Source organism: Novipirellula aureliae (genome assembly GCF_007860185.1).
GTDB lineage: Bacteria > Planctomycetota > Planctomycetia > Pirellulales > Pirellulaceae > Novipirellula_A > Novipirellula_A aureliae.
Genome location: NZ_SJPY01000006.1, coordinates 178,480 through 192,980, shown reverse-complemented (window position 1 = coordinate 192,980; position 14,501 = coordinate 178,480). Strand labels below are relative to the sequence as shown.

4 protein-coding genes are annotated in these 14,501 nt (G+C 54.4%); 2 read left to right on the top strand and 2 right to left on the bottom strand.

Going from position 1 to position 14,501, the window contains the following annotated elements; all coding sequences use genetic code 11:
- Positions 1-28 precede the first annotated feature (28 nt).
- Together Q31b_RS18515 and Q31b_RS18510 are read right to left on the bottom strand one after the other, a co-directional pair.
- Complete coding sequence (locus Q31b_RS18515) at positions 29-1,426, bottom strand: sulfatase (RefSeq protein WP_197171795.1); 1,398 nt, start codon at positions 1,424-1,426, stop codon at positions 29-31.
- A gap of 135 nt (positions 1,427-1,561) precedes the next feature.
- The gene (locus Q31b_RS18510; protein ID WP_146601141.1) at positions 1,562-3,100 is read right to left on the bottom strand and encodes a FecR domain-containing protein; all 1,539 of its coding nucleotides are present in this window, start codon (positions 3,098-3,100) and stop codon (positions 1,562-1,564) included.
- A 555-nt stretch (positions 3,101-3,655) separates the two neighbouring features.
- On the opposite strand from Q31b_RS18510, the gene Q31b_RS18505 reads away from it, so the two are divergent.
- Positions 3,656-5,302, top strand: coding sequence for a hypothetical protein (locus Q31b_RS18505; RefSeq protein WP_146601140.1), 1,647 nt, complete (start codon positions 3,656-3,658; stop codon positions 5,300-5,302).
- 1,017 nt (positions 5,303-6,319) lie between these two features.
- The gene (locus Q31b_RS18500; protein ID WP_146601139.1) at positions 6,320-14,473 is read left to right on the top strand and encodes an MG2 domain-containing protein; all 8,154 of its coding nucleotides are present in this window, start codon (positions 6,320-6,322) and stop codon (positions 14,471-14,473) included.
- Positions 14,474-14,501: the final 28 nt, after the last annotated feature.

Below are 14,501 nucleotides of genomic sequence, written 5' to 3'. Positions count from 1 at the left end.
ATCGCGACCTGCGCGAATTGGGATGTACTTAGGGGATTTTTTTCTCGAACGTTTTGTATTCGGTAAACATCGCTTGCAGCCTCTGGAGAACCTGCTTGTGCTCAGGATTCTCCGCTAGGTTCGTCCATTCATTGGGATCCTTTCGATGGTCATAGAGTTCCATCGACCCATCTTCGTATTCGATATAGCGGTAAGGTCCATACTGCACTGATTTCCGGGTGTCTCTCTTAAAGGTGAAGGCGGGGAAATCCCAGGGTCTGGCAGGATTCTCCAACAATGGTTTCAGGCTGCGACCGACGACAACGTCATTTGGTGGGAGACCGCACAGATCCACCACCGTCGGATAGAGATCGATCAGGCTCACCACTTGATCACACGGTCCCGTCTTTGCGTTATGATCAACGGATTGCGGCACCTTGATGATCAATGGAGCCACGGCGGATCGATTCCACAGAGTATGCTTCTGGAACGTGTTTTTCTCTCCCATATGATACCCGTGATCGGACCAGAGGATCACGATGGTATTGTCGCGATAGGGACTAGCATCCAGAGCGTCCAAGACCTCACCCACCTTCGCATCTGCAAACGTGATACTTGCCATGTAGGCATGAATAATATCCCGCCATTGATTTTCCTGAATCGCCCATTCGGTTCTTGGGTAGCCCTGGTTGAGCATGCCCAACGCTGCCTCTGGGAGATCGTCGAAGTCGTTGGGATCATAAGGGGGCAGAACCAGTTTATCCTTGTCGTATTGGTCGAAATATTTCTGGGGGACATACCAAGGGGCATGTGGCCGAAGAAACCCGACCATCAGCATAAAGGGTTCCTCATGCTTTTCCTCGAGGCGTTCCACTGCCCACCGGGCTGCCTTGGAGTCGCTCATCTTATCCTCGTCGTACGGATAGACGGCCCAGTCCGTCAGAGTTTTCCCGCTTAAAAAATTAACCTTTGTGCGTTTTCCCTGTTCGTCTTTGAAGTAATCCCAGCCGCCGCGACCACCCGACAAATCCAGTTTTTTCGGCGCCAGATGCCGATGCTGGATTTTTCCGACCGCCATCGTTTTGTAGCCATGATTTTTAAGATAGCCATGAAGCAGTTCGGATCCGATCGCCTGAGCCTGGTCTTCCACGAACGCATCATCGGCCTGAAGCTGCGTGGATCCAAGCTGGTGGTAATACAGTCCGCTCATAATACTGGCGCGGGAGGGCCCGCAGAGCGGGTATTGGCAGTAGGCTTGGCTAAACCACATCCCCTGCCCCGCCAACCGATCCATGTTCGGCGTGATGGCATCTTGATTACCGCGGTATCCTGCCCAATCATTGAGGTCATCAACCGCAATGAAAAGAACATTGGGTTTCTCCGCAGCCTGAAGCGTGCCAGAGGCAAGCAAGGCAAGGGAACTGATTAAAACAAACACCCGATTCATGGTTCTAACTTTCATTAAATTCGGAAGAAGTCTAAGCGGGGGGACTTAAGGGCGCAAACGGGGCAGCGTGCTTTTCTTTCCGCGTTGAGTGCATTTCCATTTTCATGCAACCGCAGTTGAATAGACGCTGTGCGCTCAGCGGGCTACTGCCGCAATGCCGTACATGTTGTATCCCAGCTGCACATCTGCAGGACGTTCAAAGGATCCTAGGACTAGTTCCTGAGGCTGATCGACGGTGCGTTTCCAGATCGAAAACGTATTGTCGATACTCTGGGCGGGGCCGACGGATAGTTTTCTATCCGAATGGTATCGACCGGCGACTTCATCAAGCCCCAGGTCGAGTCCGGTGTCTTCAAAACGGGTCGTAAGCCAATCGGGGGCGGGCGTATTGTCACAGAAGAAGATGTAAACCGTTGCCGGTCTAGCAATTGCGACACGGACCACTAGGTTATCGGCAAACTTGTCATCGTTAAACGGCATCACATAGTCGGCACCAATCAGCTCCGCTGGCATCCCGTCTTCGCTAAGTCCGTTCCACTCGTGGTTTCGGTCAACAAATGCTTGGCTGTCTTCTCGCAAGCCGGCCTGGACGATTCGATAGAACATTCGATTTTCAGGGTGGCGGTCACCGATGTTGTCTCGCACCTCGGAAATGACCGGGCTGTTCAAGTGCAGTGGAGCAAGATCGCGGACACCGGGAAGGCGTTGGTTATCGATCGAAAAGACTCGCCGTGATTGGCCATCGCGGCCAACCAAAGTCGCTTGTCCCTGAACCAAACGCTGGCCTCGAACTGGCGTCGCGTTCTTGTTTTGCTGAAGTGTGGGATTGGGGCCAACATTGACCTTGCCTTTGAAGACTGCGACTTCGGTATCCCCGGAATCGCTAATTGAAACTCCAAATTCGGTACCCAGGTCTGTGACACGTGCAACGGGGGTGTCGATCATGAACCCTATTCCACTGTCGTTTGCTTTGGCAGCGATTCGACCATACGAGCAATACACACGGTCTCGATCCTGGATTTCAATTAGACACGGAGCTAAGACCAGTGCCTCGACGCCGGTGTCAAATACCAGCTTCAACGAACCTTCGTGGATACAAAGAGTTTGTCCGATTGAAATGCGATGAAGGTCTTCAACCGATCGATGCAGGCTATCCCAGATGACATTGGTGCCTTGAAGAAGCGTTGCGACTTCCTTGCCATGGTCGGGGGCTTGCGAATCGTGAGGATGACTCTGAGTGCTATGCGCGATCGATTCGGTTTTAGACGGATCGAGATCCACTCGGCCAACGCCCAATTGGAAAGACAATATAACCAGTAAAATCGCCGCAGTGACGGCGGCGGTGCCGATCCAGCTGTAAGGCAATTTGGGGCGATGCGCACCGGCTATGCTGGGCGATGTCGCGTGGTTGAAAGGAGCATCCTCCGAGATTTTAAACGCTTCGAGAACCATCGCTTTCGAATGGATATCGGTGGTTTGGGGAGGCACCAGTCGGGATGCGATATGCGAGACCTCTTGGATGTAGCGAATATACTCGAGTCGGACTTCGCAATCGTTGATAACGGCTTCCTGAAGCTGCTGTTGCTCGGCTTCGGTCGCAGTCCCTTCGAGTAACTTGGTCACCAGTTCATGGACTTGATCAAAACGCTGTGAATGTTCTTGGCGAGGATTCATAGAGGAAGCTCCCCGTTCAGGAGACGTTGATTGAAAAAACGCGTCATCAATTTCCAGTATCCCATAACGGATCGCTGGTGATACCCAATCAGCCGAGCAAATTCGGAATATTCAGAATTCATTGACATTGAACACGATGGCTTAGAACAGGGGGAGGGGGCCTTGGACCAACACGCCTCGCTAGTATGAGGTTAATTTATTAGGGCGATTTCTTTCGGTTTTGGACAATAATTACTTGTCCTATTGATTAAAATCGCTCCAATTGGTTGCGAAGGAAGAACGACCCATTTAAAAAGCATGAAAGATAAGTCGTTGTACAGGCAAGTCGTTGTACAGGCAAACAGTGCCTTTTCGGCCCGATCACTCTGTTGTCTATTCTTGGAATGGTACAAAAGAGGAAAATTTGCCAAGAGTTTCGTTTTCCATTGTCAACGGAACTCTTGACGCTTTTCTGCTACTTCACGAATTAGATCGACGTCCCAGATTGTTTCCGAACAATCCCCCCCCCGAAAAACGGATTCCCCCAACAACGGATCCCTCACTATGGAAAAAAGAATGAGCCGATTACCCATCTGTCCCCCATTGAGATTACACCTCGTCATCGCGACGGTCGTCTGTTTTGCCAATTTAAACGCTTACGCCGTTGAAGTGGAATCGAATGGTCTCGTCGCCATCGAACTTGAAGAAACGGATTCGCCGCTCGGACTTTGGGAACTGAAACGTACGAATCTGAACAATGCTTTCAGTGGCACCGGCTATTTGGAGTTTACTGGCAATTCACCGGTGAGCGGTGATCCGAAATCTCCCTTGGAATACCAATTTAAGATAAACAAGGGGGGGCTCTATTATCTTCACCTCCGCTGTGCCAAGGAAGTCTTGGAGATCAAAGGTAGGAGGCGAGCCGATATTGCCAATGATTGCTACATCCGAGTCGAAGGCGATTTTAACGCGGGGCCCAACGCAGGTGACGCGCACAGGAAAGATGCTCCGCTATCGCTCCTTCAATCCGATACCAAGTTTTTTGGCGGCGCCGATAAAAAGTTCGAGTGGGCTTCTGGCAATCGTTTGGACCCCGGTGGGGAGAATAACAAACGTGTGGCGGTTTATCATTTCAAGGCTGGCGAAAGTTACAAATTGGTGGTTTCCGGACGGTCGCAGTTTTTCAAAGCTGATCGACTGGTCTTCCGACATGTAGACGTTCCCGTTTCGGTGGCCGAAGGAATCGCGGAGAATCCGAAGCCTGAGGCGACGTCCACTTCCAATCGTTTTAACAAAGAGAAGGACCTGTTTATCGCTCAGTTCGATAGTCTTCCCGATTCGGATGACATCCACGCGCAAGCGGCAGTGGGCTGCTTGTTGGCGCATCCGCAGCTAGAAGGTGTGAATTACTTTGCCGTGGCGGGGGCTTATGGGGTTCAAGTGAAGAACAGCCGTTTCAAGTATATCGACTCGCGACGCTTGTTTGATCTCGCCTTCGGTCCCGAAGCACTGGCCACCGATACGGCTGAAAAACGTGCTCAAGCGCGTTGGGTGAACGCTCATGAGCGGATCATCTATGGAACCAACGAAGACGGCCACGTCATGCGTTCGCCGGAACGGATTGCACAGCTGGACTTCGCTTCCGATGTTGTGAAAGAAAAAGCCAAGCCAGTACTCGAGGCGGGCGGACGGGTGTTCGTGATGGATGCAGGACAATCTGATTTCACGGCAGATTGGGTTGCGAAACTCATTGCCGACGGAGTCACCAATACAAGCACGAATGTCATTCTTGTCCAGCATAGCATCTGGAATGAACGACATACGGCCGGACATCAAGGGGTGACCTTTCGCGACGGCAAAAATGATTGGGAGTACATCAACGATCCTGCTGTACTGACCTATGTACAGATTGATGACGGCAACAATGAATACGGTGCCAAACCAAGTCGGGGGCCAAAAACCCCTAACTACAAGAATGAAGATACGGTATTTTTGCCGGAAGCGATTGATCCGAAGAATCCCAATGCACACGCGAGAGAGCTATGGACTTTGGCCAAGGAAATCGTCGACGGTTCTTCCTATTGGGGAAAAGTTCTGACAAATGGTGGCGTCGACTTTTCGGATACCGTGGAAGCGATGTGGATTTTTGATTTGGCGGATGAGTCGGCAGGTCTAACGACGGTTCGCGATTTTTGGAACGCGTTTGTGGTGAATACTCCATAAACCGTCACCCGATGCGTAAGTTTTGAAGTGGCAATGTTAGCGTTCCGAATGCACGGTTGGATCCTAGGGGTCGGTTCCTAGGGGTCGGTTCCTAGGTGTTGGGCGCTTGCAGACACTTGGAATGTCGAATGTATTGCTGGCCTTTTTGGACTTTGCGCCACCAACAGGAGTTTTCGGGGCACCCCCGGCTAGCAGGCTGTCGATTTAATCGTTTAACGCTTAGCCGAAGACGCCAGCCTTTCCATAAGCGGTCGCCTATGGCTTGGCGTTAAACAATCAGTCGAGTCAAACCGATTGAATCGACAGCCCGCTATCGGCCTGCTGATTTAATCGTTTAACGCTTAGCCGAAGACGCCAGCCTTTCCATAAGCGGTCGCCTATGGCTTGGCGTTAAACAATAAGTCAAGTCAAACCGATTGAATCGACAGCCCGCTAGCGGCCTGCTGATTTAATCGTTTAACGCTTAGCCGAAGACGCCAGCTTTTCCATAAGCGGTCGCCTATGGCTTGGCGTTAAACAATAAGTCGAGTCAAACCGATTGAATCGACAGCCCGCTAGCGGCCTGCTGATTTAATCGTTTAACGCTTAGCCGAAGGCGTCAGCTTTTTCATAAGCGATCGCCTATGGCTTGGCGTTAAACAATCAGTCGAGTCAAACCGATTGAATCGACAGCCCGCTAGCGCCGAATGGCGTGTACTGAAGAAATTCTGAAACGTGAAAAATCTTTCCGTCGAGCTTGTCTCGGCGGAGGAAACAAGTGGCGGCTACGAACCGTGTCACCCACGAGCGACTGCCGACCGTGTATACTTGTACTGATGGTCTCTTGCGACTTCATTTGAGGGTAGCGGAACCGCGTCAAGATTTTTTGCCGCGAAGTGATGACGGACGAAACTCACGTACGCTTCCGCAACAGGCTCTATCCTCGACCGTTGGCAGTGACCAACCACTAGCAGCTGAAAAGATTCTCGCGAGTTTCCCTCGCCTTGCCAGCGGCTTCCCTTCTCAGGAGCAGAGAAAATGACCGGTTATAACCAGTGTTTCGTCCAAGCGACCCTCACCGCGGTTCTCATGATCGGCAGTATCGCTGCCAATGGCCAGGAAGGCCAAGAACAGCCCGATCCACTTGCCAATGCCAAGGCAGCCATGCGGGCGGCCGATTTTGCGACGGCGATTGATGCCTTGGACGCGGTGCGGAACGCGGAGGAACCCCAGGCACGCGACGCGGACGACGAGGCGCTTTACCTGAAGTCCCTGGCCCAGTTCCATCTCAAGCAACACCGGGCAGCTATCGAGACGAGCGACGCGCTGATCGCCTCGCATCCCGACTCGGCTTGGTTCCTCAAGACGCGATTCCTCAAGGCCGCTGCGTTGGCGGCGCTTCGACAATTCAAAGAAGCGGAAGTGATTTACGAGCAAGAGGCACAACGACTGCTCTCTTCGGATCGCAAACATGAGATCGCTGGAGTCATCATCTCATTCGCCGAGGCGCTCGCTACGAAGTCTGATCCCAATGACGTTGGCGCATTGCCGCCTGACTATCAGAAGGCGTATAAGCTTTACGGCAAAGTGCTAGAGATGGAGATCGCACGCGACCTTCGAGACGAGGTGATGTTCAGACGGGCTTCCGTAATTCAACAGGCGGGCAACCACGGTCAGGCGATTGAGGATTTCCGCGCCTACCTCGTCGAGTTTGATCCGCAGTGGACGGGGGCCGTCGGATCGGCCACTCGAATGGCTGGCCGCAAACGCGAGAATCCGCTGCCTGCCGGCAAACATATCCTGGCGTCGCGGTATCACTTGGTCGAGGCTCAGCTGATGGCTGGTCAGGCGGCCGCCGCAAGGGTCAACGCGGAAGATCTCTTAAAATTGTTGGGGGACGATGCAGAGAGACTGCCCGCGGACTCGTCACTGGCTGCCGACACGATGTGGTTGTTAGTGAAGACATACAATTTGCCACAGCCGAGTGCGGAAGAACTGGACAAAGGATTGAACGTGACTCGCGATTTCCTGGCTGCTTACCCCAGCCATGTTCGAGCGGTCCAGGCAGCTTGGTTTTTACCAGAAACCTATCGCTACCATCACCGTGCCGATCAGGCCATCGCTGAGTATGAAGACTTCATTGCCGGGGACGGCTTCGTGCTGCCGAAAGGAGATGCCGCAACCGATCGACTGGAAGACCTGAGAAAGTCGCCAGCGGAATTGCGGGACGAGTGGCAAAAGACGGCGCTTTACCGGATCGGAGAAATCCGCTTTGGGCAGCGGGACTATAACGCCGCGACCGAAGTGTGGACTCGGTACATCAATCAATTCCCCAACGGTCCTGACTGGTCTAACTGCCAGCGGGGCGTCGTCAATGCGGAATATCAGGCGGCTGTCGATGCCGTTGCCGACAAGGACGATGCAAAAGCGAAGAATCTCTTCGAGGTGTTCCTCGACAAACATCCGCTCGACAGCCGAGCCGCTCAGATTCTGTTCCTGTTTGGTCAAATCGACTTGGTCGCAGCTCAGAAACTCGAAGCCGACAATGCTGCTGCTGACAAAATAGCGACCGCCTACGAAAACGCGGTTGGCCGTTGGCAACGGCTCGTGACCAAGTACCCCAATACCGAACCGTCGTCGTTGGCTCTCTACAAAATCGGCGTCATCTATGAAGAGAAGCTGGGTGATCTGGAAAAGGCGCTCGAGACCTATCGGCGGCTCACGTGGGGATCGTCGGCGGGGCAAGCGAAATCACGGATTGCTTTGATGACTCAGAAGCACTTGACGGTAACGACCGAGCGAAAATTTCGTACCAATGAAACCGCTGTCGTGAAAGTGAACACTCGAAACATCGAGAAACTGACTTTTAAACAATACTTCCTCGACCTGGAAGCTTACTTTCGCAAAACACACGCAGTGGGCCGAGTGGATGGACTCGATATCGACCTCATTCAGCCCGACAAGACATGGGAGGTCGTCATTGACGAGTACTTGAAGTACTCTCCTCTGGAGCAGGAGATTGAGATCCCGTTCGAGCAGGGGCAAGCGGGCGTGTCGATCGTCCATGTCAGCGACGAGGACTTCGAAGCAACAACGCTGGTCGTCCGCAGCAATCTGGATTTGATCTCCAAGAGTTCGCGACGAGAGGTCTTGGTTTTTGTGCAGGACATGTTGCGCGGCGAGCCTGCGGAGGGCGTGAAGCTGCTGGTGTCCAACGGCGAAAAGGTACTTGCCACCGGAGCGACTGGTGACGACGGCGTCTACCAGGGAAAGTTCGATGAACTGAAAGATGCGGGGAAGGTTCGCGTGTTTGCCATGCTCGACGGATCGGTGGCATCGGACTTGGTCGATCTCTCGGGGCTGAAGCTCAGTCAAGGTCTCGCTGCAAAAGGCTATTTGTATACCGATCGTCCTGCATACCAGCCAGGTCAAATGGTGAAGTTTCGCGGCATCATCCGCGAGGTAAAAGACGGAGCCTATTCCGCTCCCGCCAATGACGAATACGAGATTGCCATCACCGACTCCGCCGGGCGTCTGTTGTACGAGCAACCGGTTGCGCTGAGCGAATTTGGAACGTTTGATTCCGAGTTTCAGCTTGATAGCAATGCTGCGGTCGGAACTTACCAACTGGTCGCCCGCAAGCCACGTGGTCCCACCTACGCTTCCACGTTCAACGTACAACCATTCAAACTGGAGAAGTTGAGACTCCGTCTCGATACCGATCGTGAGGTCTATTTCCGCGGAGAAGAGGTGGAGCTATCCATCGTGGCGGATTATTACTGGGGGCAACCCGCAGCCGAGAAGCTGGTCCGCTATTCGCTACCAGACGGACGAGCATTCGTCGAGAAGACCGACGCCGAGGGCAAGTTGGCGGTTACGTTTGACACCAGCGGCATGCAACCGGGTGCGCCACTTCGTTTTCAGGCTTCGATCGAAGGAGAAAACGTCACCACATCCCATGCGGCCGTGCTGGCGCTAAAGGGATTTGAAATCGCCGTGAAGCCAAGCCGCCCTTTGGCCCTCTCCGGAGAACCGATCGAGGTTGAGATCAAGACTACCACGCCCGACGGCGAGCCGGTCGGTAAACAGGTCAGGCTGTTTGTGTTGCGTCGAGCAACACCGACGGCGAATCCCGTTCTGAGCGGAGTGCCCTGGATCCATATCGCTCGGCGGCCCGCCGAAGAGGTGACCATCATGGAGCGGAATGTTGAAACAGATACGGAGACCGGTGTCGCAAAGCTCCAATTGAAAGACAAGTCGCTGGAAAAAGGTGGTCTGTATATCCTGCGAGTGAGTGGCGAGGATCGTTTCCAACAGGTGGTTACCAAACAGGCGACCGTGCAGATTTCGGATGACGACGATGCCACGAAGCTGAGACTATTCAGTAAGACCGACACGTTGCAGGTTGGCGGATCAGCGATGGTGAGACTCCATTCGCGAGTCAACGCCAAGTTGGCTCTTGTCACATTCGAGGGCGAGACGATCATTAGCCATCGCGTGATGCCGCTAAAGAAGGGATTCAATCCGATTGATATGTCGATTGACCACCAGCACTTTCCCAACTTCCGTTTGACGGTGTCGCTGATGGATGGCGATCAGCTACGATCGACTCACAAGCCTTTCCGTGTAGAGAGGGAGCTGAACGTCGAAATCAAACCGCTTGCGGAATCCTACGCGCCGGGCGAGTTGGGTAAAGTGGAATTGACGGTGACGGACCAGCTAGGCCGCCCTGTGGAAGCGGAGTTATCACTGGCGTTGGTGGACGAGGCTCTCTTCGCGATCTTTCGTGACACGACCCCAAACATCCTGCAGTTCTTTCAAAAGGATGCTTATCGCTACGCGGAGTTTCGCCAAGCGAGTACTTGTGGATTCCGTTACGAAGCGACGACGCGGCGGGTGATCAAGGCGTACCTAGACGAGCGCGAGTGGTTAGCACAAAGAGCGGCAGAGCTGAGACAAATGGCGGAACTTCAGGGTCGACAAGAAGGAATGCGGGCACAGGTATCGGGTATCATGACCCTGGAGGGTGAATCGCAACCCGCGTTGAACGCCCCTGCGGAGGATCCGTTCGGCGACGCTGACAGCGAATCCCGGTTGGGCGGCATGGGGGGCGGCATGGGGGGCGGCGGAGGGGATAGCAGGAGTAACCAGCAAATGTTTGGTTTTGATGCTCCCACGAACGGTGGCTTGGCTGCAAACGAGGGCGCGAATTGGTCAGACTTGTCGATGAGGCGTCAATCCGGATCTCAACGATTCGCGTCGAACGGGAGAGATGCCAATCGCAAGCAGGTAGAGGCACCGCGTGAAGAATTGCCTGAGGCGGGGTGGTGGACCGGTTCCATCGTTACCGACGCGAACGGGAAAACGACGGTCGAGATTCCTATGCCTGAGTCGACCAGCGAGTGGCGGATGACGGCGCGTGGTGCAAGCGTTGATACGTTGGTGGGCCAAGCCACGGCATCCGTCCAAACCCGACAAGATTTCTTTGTCACGGTGAAGACTCCACGCTCGCTGCAAGAGGGGGACTCGGTACAGGTGATCGCTCGAGTTCACAATCTTACCGAATATGCTGGGCCGGTCGATCTCCAGCTGACCGTACTCGGTGGTCAAGAGCTTACGTCGCGATTGGCCGAGCGTTCTTTGCGAGTGGACATCGAGAAACAAGGCGTCGTGGAGGCAGTCTTCGACGCCGTGACGATTCCCTCGACCGGTCAGCTTCGATTGGAAGTCACAGCGATAGCGGGTGATCTTTCCGATACGCTCGCTCAGACGATTCCGATACGGCCATGGGGACTCGAATTCGCTGACCAGGCGGGCGGCATCTCCACGACCGACGCGACGGCCTACGTGGAACTACCCGAAGGGCGTCCGTATCAGACTCAGTGGCTGGCGATCTCGGTGGGACCAAGCTTGCAGCAGAGTCTCATCGATATGGCGATGGGCGGCGGGCCGCTGCCTATGACATCTTCCGGCGGTGCGGCAAAGAGCCGTCTGCTGGGCGGATGCATTTTTCCACCGCCACCTTCTTGGGGGCGACAACCGGGCAGCGACTTGTTGGCCGTTGTCAGTGCGTTGGAATATGCCAAGAGTTTCAAAGCTCCGCGAGAAGACATCGAGCGTCTGCTGCGACGTGGTCGGACGCTGGTGAGTTCGTTGGTTGTGTCCCAGGGTGAAAAAGGGGGCTGGAATTGGCATGGAGCGAGTGACCAACCGGACTGGGCCGTCAGCTCGCTAAACTTCTGGGCACTCTCCGAGTCGAAGCGGTTGGGGTTGGTGGTGCATGATGATGCTTACCAGAAAGGCAGGACGTTCTTGGAAAACGTGTTCACGTCACTGGCTCAAGCCGACACCGACGCCAAGGCAGTCGTGCTACACGCGCTTTCGACGGCCAAGGCGGCCGATTTCGCTCACGTCAATCGACTGCACCGCGAACGCAACGGTCTGAGTTCGCCGGCGCTCGCCTACACCGCTTTGACATTGGCCAACCTAGGGCGGATGGATCATGCCGGAGAAGTTCTAGACGTGCTCGAAGCGAAGGGCCAAACGGACGAACAGCGATTGTTCTGGCCTGGATCAACCAAACAACCGTGGCTGAACGATCCAATTGAATCGACGGCTGTGACCGCGATCGCGTTGATCAAAGTCCGTCCCAAGTCGCCGCAAGTGGAAAAGGCCATCGGCTATCTGCTCAACAAAAAAGGGGTGTGGGGCTTCACGCCAGCCAAGGCCAACGGTCCGGCAGTCGCGGCGCTTGCTCTTTACTACCGGCTTGGCCAGCACGCTGCCGATGACTACAAGTTGCGGCTGTTGGTTAACGGTAAAGAGTTCGAGACGATCCATAGCCTCGGGGCTGAGCAAACGCTCATACGGGCGGTACCGGAAGAACTCGTCAAAGCGGGGAAGAACCAAGTCGATTTCAAGATCGAAGGACGTGGCGAGTATGCTTACTCGGTGTCGTTGCGCGGTTTTTCTAGTGAATTGAAAGACCCCGAGAGTTGGACTTATCCGATGGTTCGCAACCGTTGGTACCGCCACGCTCCACTGGAATACCGCGGCCGCCCGATTGGTCCAATCAGTACTTCCAGCGTCAAGAATATCGAGGTGGGGCAACGAGTCATGGTGCATGTTGACGTGTTTGAGCGCCAAGATCATACGATGTACACGACGGTTGAAGAACATCTGCCCGCTGGCATGATGTTGGTGGAAGGGTCTTTGTCAGGTCAATTCGATCATCATGTTGTCGAAGACGACCGTATCTTGATGTATTACCGGCCCGATCGAAGGGTCGCGGACTATCGCTATGAACTCGTTGGGTACGCAACGGGCAACTATCGGGTGCTGCCGACGGTGATTCGCGATACGCTACAGCCGCAGCGCATGAGGATTGGTGAGTCTGGCGAGCTGCGTGTCTTGAAGCCGGGAGTCGAGTCGGATGATCCCTATGCAATGAACGATTCGGAGCGTTTTGCGCTCGGCAAGCTGCACTTTGACGATGGGCTGTATCGGCAGGCTGTGGGATACCTCGCTCCGTTGTTCGCGGACAAGCAGCGGTATCAGGAAAAGGAAGTCGCCCGCATGTTGCTGTGGATCTATACTTCCGACGAGTTCTACGACGCCCAACAGATCGTCGACGTATTCGAGGTGCTACGTGAACGATTTCCTACACTGGAGATTCCCTACGACAAGATCCTCACCGTCGGCAAGGCTTATCGTGACATCGGTGAGTTCGAGCGGGCCTATCAGGTTTACCGGGCGACGATCGATGCCAGTTTCGTCAACGACAGCAACGTCTCGGCCGTTCTAGAAGACGAGGGGCAATTTCTTGGCTCGATCGACTACCAGGAGGACCTGTGGCGTTCGTACCCCGACACGGCCGACGTGTCCGCTGCCTTCTTTGCGATCTCGCAGTCTCTGTACCAACAGGCACCACGAGCGCACGAATTGGCCAAACAGCAACGCCAGATCTCGATCGAACGTGGAGACGATAAACCGACGGAGGCACCCAGCAAAGTTGCGATGTTGCGAGAGACGATTCGGCTTCTATCCGAGTTTTTGACTCTTTACCCTAACAATCCGTTGGCTGACGACGCTGCCTTTAGCATGGCCAACGCGCTACTCGATCTCAAACAATATGAATTGGTCGTTGAAGCGTGTGACCAATACCAAGAACGGTTCGAAAAGAGTGACTTCCAGAGTGGTTTTCAGTACATGACGGCGTTGGGCCACTTCTGGCAGCGGCAGCATGTCCAGGCACTGGCTGCAGCCACGGTCGTTGCGGAGGGTGAGAGCAAGGATCGCGATTTCGCTCGCTATATCATTGGACAAATCTACCACGCGGAGAACGACCCTGCCAATGCAATCCAATGGTACGAAAAAGTCGCCACGCAATACGCCGACGCCCAGCAGGCCATCGACTACTTCGAAGCGAAGCACGTTGCGATGGATGAGATCAATATCTTCAAACCGGGTGATCCAGTGAAGATTGCCCTTCGCTACCGCAACGTCGCCGAAGCCCGATGTCAGGTCTATCGAGTCGACCTAATGCGCTTGTATCTTCGTGAGAAAAATCTGGCGAACGTCACCAAGGTGAACCTCGCCGGCATCGCACCACTGGTGGAAACGACAATTCAATTGGGTGACGGCAAGGACTACGTCGACAAGGATCGAACCATTCAATTGGACATCGCCGAAGAGGGAGCGTATCTGGTGATCTGTCGCGGTGACGATCTGTTTACCAGTGCATTGGCGTTGGTGACACCTTTGGAGGTTGAAGTGCAAGAGGACGCGGTGAGCGGCCGTGTACGAGCCAACGTGATCAACTCGCAGGACAAACAGTATGTCCCCGAAGTCCACGTCAAAGCGATCGGTTCGGCTGACGACGAGTTCCGCTCGGGAGAAACTGACTTGCGAGGCATCTTCATTGCCGACAATATTCGTGGCAAAGCGACCATCATCGCCCGTGAAGGGAATGCTCGTTACGCGTTCTACCGAGGCGACGACTGGCTGGGCGCTCAAGACGAGGAGTCGCAGCCAGAAGCTAAGCCGTCCAGCTCCGCTCAGCGCGGGACGCAATTGGACTACCAGCAGAATCTGAAGTTCTACAACGGCATTATCCAGAGAGAGAACTTCGACTCGTACGACCAGATGCGACGCGGGAAGAACCAAGGAGTCCAAGTGCAAAAGGCGCAATAGTCTCCGCCGGGAGGGTGAAATCGGTAGC